Here is a 16,676-nt window from a genome sequence, read left to right as displayed (position 1 = left end):
AAAGACAGCCGCAGCTGTCTCTCTGTTTTACCTCAACAACGATTACGACATGTGCTGGCCGCCGTTGATCGAAATATTCGCGCCCGTGACGAACGCGGCTTCATCAGAAGCCAGGTAGGCCACCAGGCCAGCCACTTCTTCCGGCTTGCCCAGGCGCGCCATCGGAATTTGCGGGATGATTTTGCTGTCGAGCACTTCCTGCGGAATTGCCATGACCATCTTGGTGCCGATGTAGCCTGGCGAAATGGTGTTGACGGTGACGTTCTTGCGCGCCACTTCCAGCGCCAGCGACTTGGTGAAACCGTGCATGCCGGCTTTCGCAGCCGAATAGTTGGTCTGGCCGAAAGCGCCCTTCTGGCCGTTCACGGACGAGATATTGATGATGCGGCCCCAGCCGCGTTCCACCATGCCATCGCAGACAGGCTTGGTCATGTTGAAAACGGAGTCGAGGTTGGTGCCCATCACGGCATCCCAGTTCGGCTTGTCCATCTTCTTGAACGTCATGTCGCGCGTGATGCCGGCGTTATTCACCAGCACGTCGACAGGACCGATGTCCTTTTCCACGGCAGCCACGCAGGCAGCGGCCGAATCGTAGTCGGCCACGTCGCACGGATACGCCTTGAAGTCATAGCCCATGTCCTTGGTCGTCGCCAGCCAGTCCGCGACCTTCTGATTGCCTGGAGAATAGGTCGTGACCACGCGATAGCCGAGCGCCGCCAGCTTGAAACAGACTGCTTCGCCCAGACCACCCATGCCACCAGTTACCAATGCAACTCTTGCCATTTTTCATCCCCTCAGTGTCGTTCTGTCGCTAAAAAGTTAATCATTTGCTTAAAACTATCCACATACGCCGTGTAACGGCAGCCGACCGCATCGAACCAGGCCGCCGCACACTGCGCGCGACGGCCCGGGTTCGGTGCTAGCGATTAATCCCGCTCGATGGCTAAAGCTACTCCCATGCCGCCGCCAATGCACAGCGCCGCCAGGCCTTTCTTGGCGTCGCGGCGGATCATTTCGTGGATCAGGGTGACCAGGATGCGCGCACCGGAGGCGCCGATCGGGTGGCCGATGGCAATCGCGCCGCCGTTCACGTTGATCTTGCTGGTATCCCAGCCCATTTCCTTGTTGACGGCAATCGCTTGCGCGGCAAACGCTTCGTTGATTTCCATCAAGTCCAGCTCTTCATGCGTCCAGCCGGCTTTTTTCAGGCACAGACGCGAAGCGGAGACAGGGCCCATGCCCATGACGGCCGGGTCCAGGCCCGACGAGGCGTACGCCTTGATGCGTGCCAGCGGCTTCAAGCCCAGTTCTTTCGCTTGCGCAGCGGACATCATGATGACGGCGGCGGCACCATCGTTCAGGCCGGAAGCATTGCCGGCGGTGACGGTACCGTCCTTGGCGAACGCAGGGCGCAGGCCGGTCAGCGATTCCAGGGTCGAGCCGGGCTTGATGTATTCGTCGCTGTCGAAGACCACGGTGCCTTTTTTGTTGGCGATTTCCAGCGGCAGGATTTCATCCTTGAACTTGCCCGCTTTTTGCGCCGCTTCCGCCTTCAGTTGCGACTGCAGCGCGAATTCATCCTGCTCCGCGCGCGTCACTTCGTATTTCTTGGCGACATTTTCCGCCGTGATGCCCATGTGGTACTGGTTGTACACGTCCCACAGGCCGTCGACGATCATGGTGTCGACCATCTTGAAGTCGCCCATGCGGAAACCGTCGCGCGAGCCGTTCATCGCGTGCGGCGAGGCGCTCATGTTTTCCTGGCCACCGGCGATGATGATGTTGGCGTCGCCACATTTGATCGCTTGCGCCGCCAGGTGTGTAGCCTTCAGGCCGCTGCCGCATACCTTGTTGATGGTGAATGCCGGGATGGAGCTGGGCAGGCCAGCCTTGATGACAGCCTGGCGCGCGGCGTTCTGGCCGACGGCAGCCGTCAGCACCTGGCCCAGGATCGCTTCGCCGATCAGGTTCGGGTCGATGCCGGTTTGTGCCAGCAAGCCCTTGATTACATGCGCGCCCAGTTCGGACGCAGGAATCTTGGCCAGACTGCCACCGAATTTGCCGACTGCGGTACGGCCGGCGGCCACGATTACGACATCATCCATTTATTTCTCCGATATGCAGGCCACGAGGGCCAAGGTGAAGGTGTTAATACAATCCAATGAATCCGGGAAGACACAGCAAGCTGTGTTTCATTCTAGCGTGGCATACGCCACAGTTCCAGCGCCACACCGCAGGCGGCAGCGATGGCGGCCTGCCCTGCAGTGGCGGCGGGCGGCCTGGCGCGGCGGATAGCCGCTGCCGGGCCACAACGCGCCTACGCTTGACGAGCGGGACGCGTGTTTTTATTTTTATCATACCCTTCATCGGCGCCGCCGAAAGTGGTTTTTAGAAAATTATTGAAGGGAATAATCAGGGGCACGGGCGTTTGCTTTACCACCTGCACCAGCTCGCCAAATTTTTGACGCGATGCAGCAAACTCACCCTTTGTCACAGTGTCGAATTTCTCCTGGGTTTCCTGAGCAACATCCTTTGCCTGGCGGCCATATGCACCGATGCGTTCGATGGCCAGTTGCGACTGCGTGCGCGACAGTTCCAGCAGCGCTTGCGTATCCTTCGCGGACAGCAGCTGATTGCCCGCCACCGTAGCGGCCGCCAGCGCCGCGCGGGCTGCATCGAGCTGCAAGTCCAGCACGCTGGCGCCGCTCTCGACGGCGGCCTGGGCATACGCTTGCGCGCTGATCAATTGTGCTTCCACCACGGCCTTGCCGGCCAGTGCCCATTGCTCGGAAAATGAAAACATCGTGTTCCTCCCCAAAGAGTAGGCAGCGCCATGTTGCGCCGCACAGTGCTCAACTGTAAGCGGTGGTTCATTGCTAAACCTTGATATTTATCAAGCTTTGCTGTTGGTTTGTTTCCAACTCAACGTTGATCAGGACAACAACTTGATACCGTCAAGCGAGGCCGCGCACTGCTCGCGTATCACGCTGACGAAATCGCGCACATACGCCTTGTCCTGCAACTGCTCCGGCACGGACACGTACAAGTCGCTCCACAGGCCGTGCTCGCCCACCGGGCGCGCCACCACATAATCGTAATCGACATAATTCTTGATGGCCCAGTTCGGCAAGGCGGCGATGCCGCGCCGGCTCGCCACCAGTTGCAGCACGGCCACCGTCAGTTCCGCCGTGCGGCGTTCAAACTGGATGCCGGCCGGCTTCAGCACTTCACGGATCAGATCGATGCGCTCTTCCGGCACGGGATAGGTGATCAGGGTCTCGCCCGTAAAGTCGGCCGCCACCAGCCGGCGCTGCGCCTGCAGCCGGTGCTTCTGCGCCATCACCACCAGCATTTCAAAGCGGAATAGGGGAAACACGGTGAAGTCGGGGCCGTAAGGCGAGCCGATCACGAGATCGGCCTCGCCCGAGCGCAGCAAGTCCGCCGGTTCGCTGTGAAAGCCCGATACCAGGTCGATCTCCACTTCCGGCCAGCGCTGGCGGAACGCATCCATCACCGGCATCAGCCAGTCGAAGCAGGTATGGCATTCAAGCGCCACGCGCAGCTGCCCCTTGTCGCCCTGCGACAGGCGCGCCACGTCGCGCTCGGCCAGCTCGATCTCGGGCAGCAGCTTGTCGGCCAGCTCCAGCAGCCGGCTGCCCGTGGCCGTAAACGCGATCGGCATCGACTTGCGCTCGAACAAGGGCGCCTTGTAGCGCTCTTCCAGCAAGCGGATCTGGTGCGACAGCGCCGACTGGGTCAAATTGAGCAACTGCGCGGCGCGTACCAGGCTGCCGGAGGAACGCAAGGCACTCAGGGTGCGCAGGTGGCGGATTTCTAGCATTGGGGAAATGGATTCTGTGCGTGAATTATTTTCATGTTATTCGGCAAAATGTTTCGTTTTGATTATAGATCAAGTTGCCGCACACTCTAGCGCATTCACATTAAATCTCGATGACATCATGACCATTCGTACCCACATCCTTGGCTTTCCCCGTATCGGCGCCGCGCGTGAATTGAAACTGGCACTGGAAAGCCATTGGCGTGGCGAGATGTCCGAGGCCGCCCTGGAAGCGACGGGCCAGCAACTGCGCGCACGCCACTGGGCGCAGCAGCGCGACGCCGGGCTCGCTTACGTCACCGTGGGCGACTTCGCCTTTTACGACCAGGTGGCCAGCCATATCCAGCTGCTGGGCTGCGAACCGGCGCGTTTCAACTTTACGCCGGAGCAATCACCGCTGGCGCGCTATTTCACCATGGCGCGCGGTGAAGCAACGCATGCGCAACACGCGGACTGCGGCCATGCACACGCCGCAGGCACTGCCGCGCTGGAAATGACCAAGTGGTTTGACACCAATTACCACTATCTGGTGCCCGAATTGTCGCCGCAGACGCAATTTTCGCTGGCTTGCGAGCGCCTGCTGGCGGAAGTGGCCGAGGCGCAGGCGCTGGGCCACCAGGTCAAGGCGGCCCTGATCGGCCCCCTCACCTTCCTCTGGCTGGGCAAGGAAAAGACGCCGGGCGAGTCTGGCTTCCATCGTCTGGCCCTGCTGGAACAATTGCTGCCCGTGTACGGCGCCCTGCTCGACCGCCTGAAACAGCAAGGCGTGACCTGGGTGCAGCTCGACGAACCGATTTTGGGCCTGGACTTGCCCAACGCCTGGCGCAGCGCTTTTGAAAGCACCTACTGGCAGCTGAACCAGGTGGGCGTGAATATCTTGCTGGCCACCTATTTCTCGCCGCTGGAAGAAAACCTCAGCCTGACCTGCCGCCTGCCCGTGGCCGGCCTGCACGTGGACGGCATCCGCGCGCCGCATGAGCTGATCAGCGTGACGGACTGGCTGCCCGCGCATAAAGTCTTGTCGATCGGCATCGTCGACGGGCGCAACATCTGGCGCACCGACCTCGACGCGGCCCTGGCCGTGCTGCAGCCGCTGGCAGCCAAGCGCAACGGCCAGCTGTGGCTGGCGCCGTCGTGCTCGCTGCTGCACGTGCCGTTCAGCCTGGAAGCGGAAACGGAGCTCGACGGGGAAATCAAGAGCTGGCTGGCGTTTGCCACGGAAAAGCTGGCGGAACTGGCCCTGCTCAAGGGGGCACTGGAAGGCCGGTCCGACGCCGCCGCGCTGGCCGCATTGGCCATTTCTCGCCTGGCCATCGCCGGGCGGCGCGCCAGCCCCCGCGTGCAGCGTGCCTCGGTCACACAGCGCCTGCAAACGCTCACGCCCACCGTCGACCGCCGCGATTCCAGCTTCCCGCTGCGCCAGGCCGTGCAGCGCGCGCGTTTTCAGCTGCCCGACTTCCCGACGACGACCATCGGCTCCTTCCCGCAGACGGCGGCCATCCGCGCCGCGCGCGCCAGCCATCAACGGGGCGAACTGGCCAGCGCCGAGTATGAAAACCAGATGCGCACCGAAATTGCCCACGCCGTGGGGCGCCAGGAAGCGCTGGGTCTGGACGTGCTGGTGCATGGCGAAGCGGAACGCAACGACATGGTCGAGTACTTCGGCGAACAACTGGACGGGTTCGCCTTCACGCGCCTGGGCTGGGTGCAATCGTACGGCTCGCGCTGTGTGAAACCGCCCGTCATCTACGGCGACGTGCAGCGCCCGGCCGCCATGACCGTCGCATGGACGGTGCACGCGCAAAGCCTGACGCATAAACCCATGAAGGGCATGCTGACGGGTCCCGTCACGCTCTTGCAATGGTCGTTCGTGCGCGACGACCAGCCGCGCGCCAGCACGGCGCTGCAGCTGGCCCTGGCCATCCGCGACGAGGTACAAGACCTGGAAACGGCCGGCATCGGCATCATCCAGATCGACGAACCGGCCATCCGCGAAGGCTTGCCGCTGCGCCGCGGCCAGTGGGACGCCTACCTGGACTGGGCCACGCGCGCCTTCCGCATCGCCGCGTCCGTGGTCAGCGACACGACGCAGATCCACACGCACATGTGTTATGCCGAGTTCAACGACATCCTGCCGCAGATCGCCGCCATGGATGCCGACGTCATCACCTTGGAGACGAGCCGCTCGGACATGGAGTTGCTGACGGGCTTGGGCCAGTTCCAGTATCAGAACGAAATCGGCCCTGGCGTGTACGACATCCATTCGCCGCGCGTCCCCACGACCGTCGATATGGTGAAATTGCTGCAAAAAGCCAGTGCCATCATTCCACCAGCCAATTTATGGGTGAATCCGGACTGCGGCTTGAAGACGCGGGGCTGGGCGGAAACGGAAGCGGCTTTAAAAAATATGGTCGCGGCGGCTCAGCAGATGCGGGCAGCTTGATGCCATAGGCGTACTCAAGCCGCATTCTCGGCTGCGCTCGGGACGGCGCAGCGGTTTTCCGGGGCGCCGCCCTTGTTTTTTGACAAGAAGTCACTGTTGCCCTGCGGAATAGCACGCGCCAGGCCCCTGATGCTGATTTTTTTGCAGTAGAATGCAAGAAATTTACTGCTCCCATTGTTGCCGTACGGAACATCTGGCCTGCCGCAGTTTCACTTTGATAAATGTTTATGTCCAAAAGCCCGTCGCAGAAGCCTATCGAAATCAAGATTTCCACCGTCGTTGCTGTCTCCGCCATTATGCATAGCGCCGATACGCAGGCACTCGATGCCGCCTTGCGCGACATGACGGGAGGCGTGGCGGACTTTTTCGAAGATGACCTGGCCGTGCTGGATGTGGCCGACTTGCCGCCTGGCGGCATGCCCGTCGATTGGGCTTCGCTGGTGGCCCTGCTGAAAAAATACCGCTTGAATGCCGTGGCCGTGCGCAATGCGCCGGCCGAGATGCAGGACGCCATCCTGGCGCAAGGCTTGAGCCTCGATAGCGGCAAGACGCGCGACGATGCGCCGCCCAAGGATACGCCCACGGCGGCCGCCCAGGCGGGCGCCGAAGCGCAAGTGATGGTGATCGACACGCCTGTGCGTGCGGGCCAGCGCATTTATGCGCGCGGCTGCGACCTGATCATCACCGCCGTGGTGAACAATGGCGCCGAAATCATCGCCGACGGCAGCATCCATGTGTATTCCTCGCTGTATGGCCGCGCGCTGGCCGGCGCCTCGGGCAATGCCCAGGCGCGCATTTTCGCGCTGGCCATGGAGCCTGAACTGGTGTCGATCGCCGGCGTGTACCGCACGTTCGAGGATGGTTTCCCGGCGGAAATGGCACGCGGACCCGCGCAAATTCGTTTGGCTGGAGACAGAATCGATATACACTCTGTCAATCCGGTCACTCCCGTGAACCGCTCTTAAGCTGCACAATTCAAGAGATATCTGAAAAGGATTATTTGTGGCAAGAATTATTGTTGTGACGTCCGGCAAGGGCGGTGTCGGCAAGACGACCTCTAGCGCCAGTTTTTCCACTGGCCTGGCCATGCGCGGCCACAAGACAGCCGTGCTCGATTTCGACGTGGGCCTGCGCAACCTCGACCTGATCATGGGTTGCGAGCGCCGCGTCGTCTACGACCTGATCAATGTGATCAACAAGGAAGCCACGCTGAACCAGGCCCTGATCAAGGACAAGCACTGCGACAACCTGTTCATCCTGCCCGCGTCGCAAACGCGCGACAAGGATGCCTTGTCGGAAGAAGGCGTGGAACGCGTGTTGAACGACCTGATCAACATGGGTTTCGAGTTCATCATCTGCGATTCGCCGGCCGGCATCGAGCATGGCGCGCTGATGGCGCTGACGTTTGCCGACGAAGCCATCATCGTGACCAACCCGGAAGTGTCGTCGGTGCGCGATTCGGACCGCATCCTCGGCATCCTGCAAGCCAAGTCGCGCCGCGCGCAGACGGGCGGCGAACCGGTCAAGGAACATTTGCTGATCACCCGTTACTCGCCGAAACGCGTGGAATCGGATGAAATGCTGTCCTACCAGGACGTGCAGGAAATCCTGCGCATCCCGCTGGTGGGCATCATTCCGGAATCGGAACAAGTGCTGGCCGCCTCGAACCAGGGCAACCCGGCCATCCATTTCAAGGGCACGGACGTGGCGCAAGCCTATGAAGACGTGGTCTCGCGTTTCCTCGGCGAAGAGGTCGAGTTGCGCTTTACCAACTATGAAAAGCCTGGATTACTCCAGCGCATTTTTGGGGCGAAGTGATATGGCCTTGCTTTCTTTCCTGTTCCCCCCCAAGCCGAAGACGGCCACCGCCGCCAAGGAACGCCTGCAGATCATCATCGCCCGCGAACGCAGCGGCCGCGGTGGTCCGGACTTCCTGCCCGCCCTGCACAAGGAATTGATCGCCGTCATTTCCAAGTACACCAAGGTCAATGCCGACGACATCAAGATCTCGCTGGACCGCCAGGGCAACCTGGAGGTGCTCGACGTCAACGTGGTGCTGCCGGACGCTTAAGGTCTTTAATCCGGCCTGACCGTGAGCAATTCCTGCGCCACCGCGGCGCAGGCATTCACGTGCTGGTTGCCGATCTGGCGGAACACGGCGTAGCCGATGGCTGCCGCCACCACCTGCCCGGCGAACGGCACGAAGCGCGCCACCTGCTTGGTGGCAATCTTGACGCCACTGCGCTTGAGCAGCTGGAGGATCAGTTCGCGCGACACCAGCTTCCCCACCAGCATGCCGCCCATGCCCACCGCCGCGCGGTAAGCCATCAGCTTGAACTGCGGGTTGAGGCGCTCGATCTGCTCGGGCGTCAGGCCGAATTCGTGGTTGATATCGTTGATCAGCATGGAAAACAGGCCGACATCCGACATCAGGTCGATGCCGGGAATGGGAATGGCCGAGGCGCCCGCCGACATCACGGCACGCCGCTGCACCAGGCGCCGGCAGCGCTCGCGCACTTGCTCGATTTCGACACGACTGGCCGGTATCAGGGTCCAATCGGTACTGCTCTTGTCTGTCATTGCCGTTTCTCCGCGGTGAGGGTAGATGAACAAGTGTAACGTAAAGGATCTGCCCGCCGATTTCACTGGACACAGTTGCAATCTCTGTTATATTTCACTTGAGCATTCCTTAACATTACGATAAGCAGAGCGGAACGTCTGTTTGTTGCTACACATTCCAGCCCATTATGCGAATTGCCGTACTCGATAGCGACCATAGTCAGGCAGAGCTGATCTGCCAGGTGCTCACCGCCGCCGGCCACGCTTGCCACGAGTTTCAAAGTGGCAAGGAAATGCTGGGGCAATTGCGCAAGGACAGTTGCGACATGCTCATCCTCGACTGGCATGTGAGCGATCTGGACGGTGCCGAAGTATTGCGCCGTGCCCGGGAAAAACTGGCGCCGAAGGCGCCCGTGTTGTTTATGACCAACAGCTCGGGCGAAGATGATGTGGTGGCCGGCATGACGGCCGGCGCCGACGACTACATGATCAAGCCCTTGCGGCGCAGCGAACTGACTTTGCGCACCCAGGCGCTGCTGCGCGTCGCCTACCCGGCGCAGAATGGGGCCGAGTACTTGCAATTTGGTCATTACACGTTTGAAACCCGCCCCAGCCGCCTGCTGAAGGATGGCGAAGTGCTGGACGTGACGCACAAGGAATTCGCCCTGGCGCTGCTGTTTTTCCGCAACATGGGCCGTCCCCTGTCGCGCGCCTACATCCATGAAGCCGTGTGGCAGCGCGACACGGCCCTGCCCTCGCGCACCATGGATACCCACGTCTCGCGCGTGCGCAACAAGCTGCAGCTGAAACCGGAACACGGCTACCGCCTCGTGCCCGTCTACAGTTATGGCTATCGCCTGGAAAAACTGGGCGGGTGACGCCCACGCATCCGGACGAAAACAGGCGAACTGCTCAAAGAGCGGGCACAAGGCGTTATAATGTCGGCATAAGAATTCCCAACAGCCCTGAAATGCAACTGCTCGCCGTCGGCCTCAACCATACCACCGCCCCAGTGTCGCTCCGCGAACAGCTGGCGTTTGCGCCTGAGCATCTGGGTTCGGCGGTAATGGCGGCGCGTACCTGGTTCCAGCGCATCGACCTGCGCGACAACGACGAAGCGGCCATACTCTCGACGTGCAACCGCACCGAGCTGTATGCGGCCAGCCATGTGCCGAACCCGCTTGACGCGGGCGCGCATTTCCTGGCCGACTACCACAAGCTCAACTACAGCGAGCTGCGCCCCCACTTATATATGCTGCCGCAGCACGATGCCGTGCGCCACACCTTCCGCGTCGCCTCCGGGCTGGACTCGATGGTGCTGGGCGAAACGCAGATCCTGGGGCAGATCAAGGACGCCATCCGCACGGCCGACGAGGCGGGCGGCCTGGGCACGTATCTGCACCAGTTGTTCCAGCGCAGTTTTTCCGTCGCCAAGGAAGTGCGCAGCAGCACCGAAATCGGCGCCCACAGCGTTTCCATGGCGGCCGCCGCCGTGCGCCTGTCGCAGCGCATCTTCGACAAGATCGCCGAGCAGAACGTGCTGTTCATCGGCGCCGGCGAAATGATTGAATTGTGTGCCACGCACTTTGCCGCGCAAAATCCGAAAAGCATCACGATTGCCAACCGCACCATGGAACGGGGCGAGGAACTGGCGCACCGTTTCAACGGCAAGGCTATCCGCCTGGCGGACTTGCCAGAAATGCTGCACCAGTTCGACATCGTCATCTCGTGCACGGCATCATCGTTACCGCTGCTGGGCCTGGGCCTGGTCGAGCGCGCCATCAAGGCGCGCCGCCACAAACCCATGTTCATGGTCGACCTGGCCGTGCCGCGCGACATCGAATCGGAAGTGGGCCGCCTGAACGATGTCTTCCTGTACACGGTCGACGACCTGGGCAAGGTCGTGCAGACGGGCCTGGAAAGCCGGCAAGCGGCCGTGGCGCAAGCAGAGACCATCATCGAGACGCGCGTGCAATCGTTCATGAGCTGGGTCGACGACCGCGCCATGGTGCCCGTCATCCAGCATTTGCATGAAAACAGCGAAGCGCTGCGCCTAATGGAAGTGGAACGGGCGCGCAAGATGCTGGCCAAGGGCGCCGACATCGACGCCGTGCTCGAAGCGCTGTCGAAAGGCTTGACGGCCAAGTTCCTGCACGGTCCGCAGCAGGCGCTGCACCATGCGCAAGGCGACGAGCGCAAGCAGCTGGTCACCCTGCTGCCAAAATTGTTCCGTCCCCGCCGTTAGCGCAGCCCCGCTGGCCGCCCGCGCGGCCGCCCCCTGCCCGCCTGCCGGGCGTGCCGGACCAGCACCATCCCTACACTCTTTTACCGCGAATCGCTATGAAACCATCCATGCTGGGCAAACTCGATCAACTGGCGAACCGCCTGGTCGAACTCGACGAACTGTTGATGCACCCGGACGCCACGTCGAACATGGACAGCTACCGCAAGATGACGCGCGAGCACGCCGAACTGGGCCCGCTGGTGGCCCTGTACCATTCCTACCAGGAAGCGGGCAACGATATTGCGACGGCGCAAGAGATGCTGGGCGACCCGGACATGAAGGAATTCGCGCAGGAAGAAATCGAGGCGGCGAAAGCCACCATGGCGCGCCTGGAACGCGAATTGCAAACCATGCTGCTGCCGAAGGATGTCAATGACGAGCGCAATATCTTCCTGGAAATTCGTGCCGGCACGGGCGGCGATGAATCGGCCCTGTTCGCCGGCGACCTGCTGCGCATGTACTCGCGCTTTGCCGAGCGCAACCGCTGGCAAGTCGAGCTGGTGTCGTCGTCCGACTCCGACCTGGGCGGCTACCGCGAAGTGATCGTGCGCGTGGTCGGCAATGGTGCGTATTCGAAGCTGAAATTCGAGTCGGGCGGCCACCGCGTGCAGCGCGTGCCGGCCACGGAAACGCAGGGCCGCATCCATACGTCGGCCTGCACGGTGGCCGTGATGCCCGAGGCCGATGAAGTGGAAGACGTCAACATCAACCCGGCCGACCTGCGCATCGACACCTACCGCGCCTCGGGTGCGGGCGGCCAGCACATCAACAAGACCGATTCGGCCGTGCGCATTACCCACTTGCCGACCGGTATCGTGGTGGAATGCCAGGATGACCGCAGCCAGCACAAGAACAAGGCGCAAGCCATGAAAGTGCTGGCCGCGCGCATCAAGGATGTGCAGCTGCGCGAGCAGCAGTCGAAAGAAGCGGCCACGCGCAAGAGCCTGATCGGCTCGGGCGACCGCAGCGAGCGCATCCGCACCTATAACTTCCCGCAAGGCCGCCTGACGGACCACCGCATCAATTTGACCTTGTATAAGCTGGACTTCATCATGGATGGGGATTTGACGGATTTGACGAATGCGCTGGCGGCTGAACACCAGGCGGAGCTGCTGGCCGCGCTGGGCGATTAAAAAGCGTCCATGGCGGCGTTGCATCGCCTGGCCGTACATTCGTACTGCCTGCGGCGATGCGCCTTGCCCTGAACACTTTTTAAAGCGCCCAGCCAGATCAAGGGTTTAAGTAGCGGCTAAGCAATAAAAATCCGGCCTTGTGCGAAAATGGCCAGCTCGATTCCATCCACCTCACCGTGTCGCCCATGAAAAATTCACGCACCGTCCTCCTGTTGATCGCCGCCCTGTGTTTCCTGATGCTGGGCGTGGCCATGTATTTGCAGCATGCCATGAACATGGCACCGTGCCCGCTGTGCGTGATCCAGCGCTACCTGTTCCTCGCCATCGGCATCGCCTGCCTGGCTGGCGCGGCCGCCAACCGACCGAAAATCGGCGCCGGCATCGGTATATTGGCGGCCTTGGGCGGCCTGGGCGTGGGCGCCAAGCATTTGTACGTACTGGCCCATCCCGGCTTCTCGTGCGGCATCGATCCGGTGGAAACGGCGCTGAACAAGATCTTCACGGCCGAACTCATGCCCTTCATGTTTGAATCGTATGGCGCCTGCGAAAACGCCGGCGAGCCGTTTTTCGGCCTGTCGATCCCGCAATGGGCGTTCATCTGGTTCGCCATCTTCGCCATCGGCCTGCTGTGGACCTTGCTGCGCCGTCAGAAATAATTGAAAGTACCATGCCAGAAACACTGATCCCCGCCGGCAGCACTGTCGGCGCCCTGCAAATCCGTCCGCTGCTCGACCCGCTCGACAACCGCATCCTGCTGGGCCACGCGCTGGGCTTGTCGCGCGTCTCGCTGATCACGCAATCGGAGCGCGTGCTCACTTCGCATGAAGCCGAACGCCTGTCAGGCTTGCTGGCGCGCCGCCTGCAAGGCGAGCCGATCGCCTATATCGTCGGCCAACGCGAATTCTTCGGTCTGCCGTTCGAAGTCAACGACGCCGTGCTGATCCCCCGCCCCGACACGGAAGTGCTGGTGGAACTGGCGCTCGAGCGCCTGCCACCGGGCGGACGGGTGCTCGACATGGGCACGGGCAGCGGCGCCATCGCCGTCGCGCTGGCGTACACGCGGCCCGACGCCGTCGTCACGGCCCTGGACGTCAGCAGCACGGCGCTGGCCGTGGCGCGCCGCAACGCCAGCGCCAACGGCGTCAACATCACCTTCATGGCCAGCGACTGGTTCGAAGCGCTGGGCACGGAAAAATTCGACCTGATTGTCTCGAATCCCCCCTACATCGCCAGCGGCGACCGCCACCTGGCCGAAGGCGATTTGCGCTTCGAACCGGCCGGTGCGCTGACCGACCACGCCGATGGCCTGTCGGCACTGCGCACCATCGTCGCCGGCGCCGCGCGCCACCTGGCGTCGGGCGCCTGGCTGCTGATGGAACACGGCTATGACCAGGCGGCATCCGTGCGCGGCTTGCTGGCCGACGCCGGCTACAGCAAAGTGCAGAGCTGGCGCGACCTGGCCGGCATCGAGCGCGTCAGCGGCGCCCGCCTGGGCTGACCCATCCACGTGCGCGGGGCTTGATCCGGCAACGCGCCAGATGCTCCGCAGTTTGTTAAAATATCAAGCGAATTCCTGACCGAAGCGCCGCCCCTCTTGCCTGGGGCGGACGCTGGCGACGCGGCGTTTTTTGGGCCGGCGCCGACGCATTTGCCAAAATTCGGTTAATCTCAGCACAAATTATTTATATGCTGCACAAGAAAGGAAGCTCAAATTGCCCAACCTGTTGACTCGCCGCCTGGCATTGCTGACCGAAGATGCCAACCGCGCGCTGCTGGGCGGCTTGCGCGGCATCGAGCGTGAAACCCTGCGCGTCGACCCTGCCGGCCATCTGGCTTCCACGCCCCACCCCGCGGCCCTGGGCTCGGCGCTGACGCACCCTGAAATCACCACCGACTACGCCGAAGCGCTGCTCGAATTCATCACCCCGGCTGAAAGCGACATCGCCACGACATTAAGCAAGCTGGATACCGTACACCGCTACGCCTACAGCCGCCTCGGTGACGAGTTGCTGTGGAGCCAGTCGATGCCGTGCCAGTTGCCGCCCGAAGCGCAGATCGAGATCGCCAACTACGGCAGCTCGAACATGGGCATGCTCAAGCACGTCTACCGGCGCGGCCTGGCCTTGCGCTACGGCAAGGCCATGCAATGCATCGCCGGCATCCATTACAACTATTCGCTCGACGAACAGCTGTGGCAAGTGCTCGCCAGCAACCCGGACACCAGCGCCAGCCCGACGCAGGCAGCTGCCTCGCCGAAAGACGTGCAGTCGGAAAGCTATCTGGCGACGATCCGCAATTTCCGCCGCTACAGCTGGCTGCTGATGTATCTGTTCGGCGCCTCGCCGGCGCTGTCGGCCGGTTTCCTGCGCGGCCGCGCGCACAAGCTCGACACCTTGTCCGACGACACCCTGTTCCTGCCGTACGCCACCAGCTTGCGCATGAGCGACCTCGGCTACCAGAACGACGCCCAGTCGGGCCTGCGCCCGCACGAAAACAGCCTGGAAGACTACGTCAGCGCCCTCACGCACGCCGTCAACGACCCGTATCCGCCGTATGCGGCGCTGGGTACAAAGAAGGATGGCGAGTGGATTCAATTGTCCACCAACGTGCTGCAGATCGAAAATGAATACTATTCGACCATCCGTCCGAAACGCGTGATCCGCACGGGCGAGCGCCCCATCCAGGCCCTGTGCCTGCGCGGCGTGCAATACATCGAAGTGCGCTGCATGGATGTCGACCCGTTCGAACCGGTCGGCATCAGCCTGGAAACGGGCCGCTTCCTCGACGCGTTTTTGCTGTTCTGCGCGCTCGACGACAGTGCGCCCATCTCGGCCGAGCAAAGCGCCTGCTACACGCACAATTTTGCGCGCACCGTCAAGGAAGGCCGCACGCCGGGCCTGACCCTGCGCCGCGACGGCGCAGACATCACCCTGCAGGCCTGGGGCGAAGAACTGCTGGCGCGCATCGCCCCCGTGGCGGCCTTGCTCGACGCGCGCATTGGCGGCACGGCGCATGCGGACAGCCTGGCGGCGCAAGCCGTCAAACTGGCCAACCCGGACACGACGCCATCGGCAAAGGTATTGGCCGAGCTGCGCGCCAATGGCGGCTCGTTTGCCACCTTCGGCCTGCGCCAGAGCGAACGCCACGCCGCCTACTTCCGCGCGCAGCCGACAAGCGAGGAACAAAGCGCGTATTTCGACGCGATGGCCGCCAGCTCGCTGGCCGAGCAGCGCGCCATGGAAGCGGCGCCCGCCGGCAGCTTCGACGATTTCGTCGCCGCCTACCGCGCCAGCACCCTGTGTTCGCACACCTGACCTTGCACAAAACGTCCCGATGCTGACCTTCTACAATGAATTGCACAGCCAGCACCGGGGCCGCTTCGAAATGTTTCGCGGCACCATGGTGCCCTGCTTCGAGACGCCCGAACGGGCCGACATGGTGGTGGCCGAACTGGGACGGCGCAACCTGGGCCGCATCGTCACGCCGCACGGTGTACCGCTGACGTCGCTCGAACGCATCCACACGCCCCGTTACCTGCACTTCCTGCGCCACGCCTGGCACGACTGGCTGGCGCTCGACCCGGACAATGCCAACAAGGATGCCTTGCCATCCGTGTGGCCCGTGCGCACCTTGCGCAGCGATATCGAACCGGACGACTTCACGGCCAAGCTGGGCCTGTATTCGATGGACAATGGCACGCCGCTGACAGCCGGCACGTGGACGGCGGCCAAGACGGGCGCCGACTGCGCCGTCAACGCGGCCCACGCGCTGCGCCTGGGAGAACGGGCCACGTTCGCCCTGACGCGCCCGCCGGGCCACCATGCGGGCAGCGATTTCTTTGGCGGCTACTGTTTTCTGAACAACGCGGCCCTGGCCGCGCAGCATCTGCTCGACGACGGCGCCCGCAAGGTCGCCATCCTCGACATCGATTACCACCACGGCAACGGCACGCAGAGCATTTTCTATGCGCGCAACGACGTGCTGTTCGCCTCCATCCACGCCGATCCGCGCAGCGAATACCCGTTTTACCTGGGGCACGCCGATGAAACGGGCAGCGGCGCGGGGCTGGGCTACAACGTCAACCTGCCGCTGCCTGCCGGCAGCACCACGGCCAGCTGGTTCGCCGCGCTGGAAACGGCTTGCCTGCGCATCAAGATGTACGCGCCCGACGCGCTGGTGGTATCGCTCGGTGTAGACACCTTCGTCGGCGACCCGCTGTCGTACTTCGCCCTGCAAAGCGGCGACTACCTGCGCGTGGGCGAACGCCTCGCCCATCTGAACCTGCCCACCGCCTTCATCCTCGAAGGAGGCTATGCGGTGAAGGAGCTCGGTATCAATGTCGTCAATGTGCTTGAAGGTTTTGAGACGGCGGAGTGAGGCGGCGCTGCTGTCGGCTTACGCCCTCGCGGGCCTCGGCGG

16 protein-coding genes are annotated in these 16,676 nt (G+C 62.5%); 11 read left to right on the top strand and 5 right to left on the bottom strand.

What is annotated here, in order from left to right; genetic code table 11:
- Positions 1-42 precede the first annotated feature (42 nt).
- From phbB to ACP7EG_RS08660, 4 genes are all read right to left on the bottom strand, one after another.
- Positions 43-783: an acetoacetyl-CoA reductase gene (phbB, locus tag ACP7EG_RS08675; RefSeq protein WP_096233088.1), complete on the bottom strand. Its 741-nt coding sequence runs from the start codon at positions 781-783 to the stop codon at positions 43-45.
- A 143-nt stretch (positions 784-926) separates the two neighbouring features.
- Positions 927-2,105 (bottom strand): acetyl-CoA C-acetyltransferase, encoded by a 1,179-nt coding sequence (locus tag ACP7EG_RS08670; protein ID WP_071079930.1) that lies wholly within the window; start codon positions 2,103-2,105, stop codon positions 927-929.
- 212 nt (positions 2,106-2,317) lie between these two features.
- Positions 2,318-2,803 (bottom strand): phasin family protein, encoded by a 486-nt coding sequence (locus ACP7EG_RS08665; protein WP_116742915.1) that lies wholly within the window; start codon positions 2,801-2,803, stop codon positions 2,318-2,320.
- A gap of 129 nt (positions 2,804-2,932) precedes the next feature.
- The gene (locus tag ACP7EG_RS08660; protein ID WP_426087310.1) at positions 2,933-3,841 is read right to left on the bottom strand and encodes a LysR substrate-binding domain-containing protein; all 909 of its coding nucleotides are present in this window, start codon (positions 3,839-3,841) and stop codon (positions 2,933-2,935) included.
- 118 nt (positions 3,842-3,959) lie between these two features.
- Here ACP7EG_RS08660 and metE point away from each other — a divergent pair, with 118 nt between their 5' ends.
- From metE to minE, 4 genes are all read left to right on the top strand, one after another.
- Positions 3,960-6,281, top strand: a complete 2,322-nt coding sequence (metE, locus tag ACP7EG_RS08655) for a 5-methyltetrahydropteroyltriglutamate--homocysteine S-methyltransferase (protein WP_426087309.1) — start codon at positions 3,960-3,962, stop codon at positions 6,279-6,281.
- Positions 6,282-6,508: 227 nt separating this feature from the next.
- Positions 6,509-7,246, top strand: a complete 738-nt coding sequence (gene minC, locus ACP7EG_RS08650) for a septum site-determining protein MinC (RefSeq protein ID WP_426087308.1) — start codon at positions 6,509-6,511, stop codon at positions 7,244-7,246.
- Between the two features lie 37 nt (positions 7,247-7,283).
- On the top strand, positions 7,284-8,099 hold the full coding sequence (gene minD, locus ACP7EG_RS08645) for a septum site-determining protein MinD (protein ID WP_010393629.1): 816 nt from the start codon (positions 7,284-7,286) through the stop codon (positions 8,097-8,099).
- A 1-nt stretch (position 8,100) separates the two neighbouring features.
- Positions 8,101-8,352 carry a cell division topological specificity factor MinE gene (gene minE / locus ACP7EG_RS08640; protein ID WP_071079935.1) on the top strand — a complete coding sequence of 84 codons (252 nt, stop codon included), beginning with the start codon at positions 8,101-8,103 and terminating at the stop codon, positions 8,350-8,352.
- 5 nt (positions 8,353-8,357) lie between these two features.
- Here the strand turns inward: minE and ACP7EG_RS08635 are convergent, their stop codons facing one another.
- Positions 8,358-8,861, bottom strand: a complete 504-nt coding sequence (locus tag ACP7EG_RS08635; protein WP_426087307.1) for a hypothetical protein — start codon at positions 8,859-8,861, stop codon at positions 8,358-8,360.
- A gap of 167 nt (positions 8,862-9,028) precedes the next feature.
- On the opposite strand from ACP7EG_RS08635, the gene ACP7EG_RS08630 reads away from it, so the two are divergent.
- From ACP7EG_RS08630 to ACP7EG_RS08600, 7 genes are all read left to right on the top strand, one after another.
- Complete coding sequence (locus tag ACP7EG_RS08630) at positions 9,029-9,718, top strand: response regulator transcription factor (RefSeq protein WP_096233074.1); 690 nt, start codon at positions 9,029-9,031, stop codon at positions 9,716-9,718.
- Positions 9,719-9,810: 92 nt separating this feature from the next.
- A complete protein-coding gene (gene hemA / locus ACP7EG_RS08625; RefSeq protein ID WP_071079938.1) occupies positions 9,811-11,085 on the top strand; it encodes a glutamyl-tRNA reductase in 1,275 nt (424 codons plus the stop codon).
- 95 nt (positions 11,086-11,180) lie between these two features.
- Positions 11,181-12,257, top strand: a complete 1,077-nt coding sequence (gene prfA, locus ACP7EG_RS08620) for a peptide chain release factor 1 (protein ID WP_071079939.1) — start codon at positions 11,181-11,183, stop codon at positions 12,255-12,257.
- Positions 12,258-12,442: 185 nt separating this feature from the next.
- Positions 12,443-12,913: a disulfide bond formation protein B gene (locus tag ACP7EG_RS08615; RefSeq protein WP_426087306.1), complete on the top strand. Its 471-nt coding sequence runs from the start codon at positions 12,443-12,445 to the stop codon at positions 12,911-12,913.
- Between the two features lie 11 nt (positions 12,914-12,924).
- Positions 12,925-13,755, top strand: coding sequence for a peptide chain release factor N(5)-glutamine methyltransferase (gene prmC / locus ACP7EG_RS08610; protein WP_426087305.1), 831 nt, complete (start codon positions 12,925-12,927; stop codon positions 13,753-13,755).
- Between the two features lie 214 nt (positions 13,756-13,969).
- A complete protein-coding gene (gene gshA, locus ACP7EG_RS08605) occupies positions 13,970-15,571 on the top strand; it encodes a glutamate--cysteine ligase (protein ID WP_426087304.1) in 1,602 nt (533 codons plus the stop codon).
- Positions 15,572-15,590: 19 nt separating this feature from the next.
- Entirely contained in the window at positions 15,591-16,634 is a 1,044-nt protein-coding gene (locus ACP7EG_RS08600; protein ID WP_426087303.1) for a histone deacetylase family protein, read from the top strand.
- The last annotated feature ends 42 nt before the right edge of the window (positions 16,635-16,676 follow it).

The organism is Janthinobacterium sp. PSPC1-1 (assembly GCF_049897625.1).
Taxonomy (GTDB): domain Bacteria; phylum Pseudomonadota; class Gammaproteobacteria; order Burkholderiales; family Burkholderiaceae_D; genus Janthinobacterium; species Janthinobacterium tructae.
This window is presented reverse-complemented; position numbering and strand designations above follow the sequence as displayed.

Bases quoted from the DNA above. Each gene is read 5' to 3' on its own strand.
- ACP7EG_RS08600 (WP_426087303.1), top strand. From the start codon at position 15,591: ATGCTGACCTTCTACAATGAATTGCACAGCCAGCACCGGGGCCGCTTC.
- prfA (WP_071079939.1), top strand. From the start codon at position 11,181: ATGAAACCATCCATGCTGGGCAAACTCGATCAACTGGCGAACCGCCTG.
- ACP7EG_RS08630 (WP_096233074.1), top strand. From the start codon at position 9,029: ATGCGAATTGCCGTACTCGATAGCGACCATAGTCAGGCAGAGCTGATC.
- prmC (WP_426087305.1), top strand. From the start codon at position 12,925: ATGCCAGAAACACTGATCCCCGCCGGCAGCACTGTCGGCGCCCTGCAA.
- minC (WP_426087308.1), top strand. From the start codon at position 6,509: ATGTCCAAAAGCCCGTCGCAGAAGCCTATCGAAATCAAGATTTCCACC.
- ACP7EG_RS08635 (WP_426087307.1), bottom strand. From the start codon at position 8,861: ATGACAGACAAGAGCAGTACCGATTGGACCCTGATACCGGCCAGTCGT.
- hemA (WP_071079938.1), top strand. From the start codon at position 9,811: ATGCAACTGCTCGCCGTCGGCCTCAACCATACCACCGCCCCAGTGTCG.
- ACP7EG_RS08660 (WP_426087310.1), bottom strand. From the start codon at position 3,841: ATGCTAGAAATCCGCCACCTGCGCACCCTGAGTGCCTTGCGTTCCTCC.
- phbB (WP_096233088.1), bottom strand. From the start codon at position 783: ATGGCAAGAGTTGCATTGGTAACTGGTGGCATGGGTGGTCTGGGCGAA.
- minE (WP_071079935.1), top strand. From the start codon at position 8,101: ATGGCCTTGCTTTCTTTCCTGTTCCCCCCCAAGCCGAAGACGGCCACC.
- ACP7EG_RS08615 (WP_426087306.1), top strand. From the start codon at position 12,443: ATGAAAAATTCACGCACCGTCCTCCTGTTGATCGCCGCCCTGTGTTTC.
- ACP7EG_RS08665 (WP_116742915.1), bottom strand. From the start codon at position 2,803: ATGTTTTCATTTTCCGAGCAATGGGCACTGGCCGGCAAGGCCGTGGTG.
- ACP7EG_RS08670 (WP_071079930.1), bottom strand. From the start codon at position 2,105: ATGGATGATGTCGTAATCGTGGCCGCCGGCCGTACCGCAGTCGGCAAA.
- metE (WP_426087309.1), top strand. From the start codon at position 3,960: ATGACCATTCGTACCCACATCCTTGGCTTTCCCCGTATCGGCGCCGCG.